We start from the raw sequence: 2,491 nt of genomic DNA on the forward strand, positions 1-2,491 counted from the left end.
GGTATCCCCTGTCGGGCAGGGTGTTTCGTGACTCGGTCGATCCAGCGCCGCCCCTCGCCGTACAGTCCGCGAAAACTCCAGAACATGAACAGGGCGCCAGCGGTCTGCAGTGCGGCGTCGGCTGCCTGCTCGGTGTCCTCGGCCAGGCTGGCTTCGAGCGCCTGGCGCAGGTTCGGGAGTTCACGTTCCAGCCTGGCGATCCAGTAGGGCTGTTGGTCACTGATCCACCCGGCCTCCGCATCGCGGGCCAGTCGCTGGTACCAGTCGCGGTGCCGGCGCCGCATCAGTTGGTCCTGGCCGGAGTCCCGCAGCTTCTGGCGGCCGTATTCCTGGACCGTGTCCAGCATCCGGAACCGCACCACCGCATCTGCCTCGTCGCGGATCAGGATCGACTTGTCCACCAGCGAGGACAGCACATCGAGCGGACTGTCCGGAGCCGTATCGGCGCCGCAGATCTGTTCGGCGGCGTCGAGTTCGAAGCCACCGGCGAACACCGACAGCCGGGCCCAGAGCCGCTGCTCGGTCGGGCTGCACAATTGGAAGCTCCAATCGACACACCATTCCAGCGTCTGCTGGCGTGTCGGGGCGGTGCGGCTGGCGCGGGTCAGCAGCGCAAAACGATTATCGAGCCGCTGCAGGATCTGCTGCGGCGACATCATCCGCATCCGGGCCGCGGCCAGCTCGATTGCCAGCGGTAATCCGTCCAGCCGGGCGCAGATCCGGGCGGTCGTGGCCTTGTTGTTCTCGGTCAGCTCGAAACCTGGAACAGCCGCGGTCGCGCGGTCGGCGAACAATGTGACCGCGTCACAGCGGCGCAGTCCCCGTAGTGAGGGTTCCCGATCCGGATCCGGCACCGTGAGCGGCGATACCCGCAGCACCGCCTCCCCGGCGATATCCAACGGTTCGCGGCTGGTGATCAGGATCCGTACGTTCGGGCAGGTCCGCAACCAGGTCTCGACCAGCGCCGCCACCGCCGCCGCTAGTTGCTCACAGTTGTCCAGGATCAGCAGCGATTCCCGCGAGGTCAGGAACTCGATCACCACTTCCTGTAGTGGCCGTGTCGGATCGTCGCGCAATCCCAGGGTTGCCGCGACCACTTCGACCAACAGCGACGGGTCGGACACATCGGCCAGCTCGATCAACCACACCCCTGTCGGCGAACTTCTCGCGCGCGGTCGCCGCCGCCCGCAGCGCCAGCCGTGTCTTGCCCACCCCGCCGATCCCGGTCAACGTCACCAACCGAGTCGAGGACAGTAGATTCTTCACCTCCGCCAGCTCGATGCGGCGGCCGACGAAACTGGTCAACTCCAGTGGCAAACTACCGGCACCCCGTGGAGTCGCTGCCGGAACGCGTGAGCTCCCCGTCGCGGGCTTCGGTTCCCGGTGCTTGTCGCCCGGTCCGGTCCGCAACGCCATCTCCTCGACCGCGAACTCGTGGCGGTGCTGGACCTGCCGGATCGCTTCCCCGAGCGCCACCGCTGAGGGCCGCTCGCCCGGATCGCGGCTCATCGCGGCCGCCACGACCGCGGACACATCCTCGGCGATGCCATGCTCGCGTAGGTCCGGTACCGGTTGGGTGGTGATCCGCAGGAACTGGGTCACCACATGCTCCCCGCTGCGCCGTTCGAATGCCGCGTGCCCGGTCAGCGCGCAGAACAGGGTGGCACCCAGCCCGTAGACGTCCGCGGCCGCGGTGGGAGCCGCGCCTGCGAGTACTTCGGGCGCGGTGAACGCCGGCGACCCGGTCAGCGTGCCCGCCGACGTCTGGAAACCCCCCGCGAAGCGGGCTATACCGAAGTCGGTCAACGCGGGTTCACCGTAGTCGGTGAGCAGAATGTTGCCCGGTTTCACATCGCGATGCACGATGCCCAACCCGTGTGCACGCTCCAGTGCTCCGGCGATCTTCACCCCAATGCCCAACACGGTCTCCGCCGGCAGCGGACCCCGCTCGCGGATCCGCGCGTCCAGGCAGTCCAGCGAGTAATACGGCATCACCAGATAGGGCCGTCCACTGGCGGTCGTACCCGCCTGCAAGACGGTCACAATATTGGGATGCCCCGTCAGCCGGCCCATCGCCCGCTGCTCCCGAAAAAAGCGCGCCCGGTTCTCTACATCGAACTCGGCGGTCAAGACCTTCACCGCCACCGTCCGGTCCAGCTCCGCCTCGATACAACGATAGACGACACCGAAACCGCCCCGCCCGATCTCCTCGGCATCGGCAAATCCAGCCGCACTCAACTCCGTCGTGACCGGCTCCGACACGTCACGAACTGTCCGGAACGGATCATCCTCGCCCATCAGCCGCACACCATCCGCCAGCACATCCACGGAGGCCGGCAAAAGAGGTTAACCCTTCGTTAACCAACAGCGTACCCCTGAGAAGCGGCGGCAATAGAGCACACAGGAAGGTGCTTCGGGCTGCCGGGCCGCCGCGCCTGGGTCAGCGATTCCAACACATGTCGTGTCGGTTCGCATGCGCGTGAATCATCGG

The 2,491-nt window shown here is 66.8% G+C and carries 1 pseudogene; it reads right to left on the reverse strand.

From position 1 onward, the window contains the following. A pseudogene (locus NV1_RS46560) lies at positions 1-2,298 on the reverse strand (protein kinase domain-containing protein); the annotation flags it as partial. Between the last annotated feature and the right edge of the window lie 193 nt (positions 2,299-2,491).

Origin of the sequence: Nocardia vaccinii NBRC 15922, from assembly GCF_001613305.1 — a bacterium.
GTDB lineage: Bacteria > Actinomycetota > Actinomycetes > Mycobacteriales > Mycobacteriaceae > Nocardia > Nocardia vaccinii.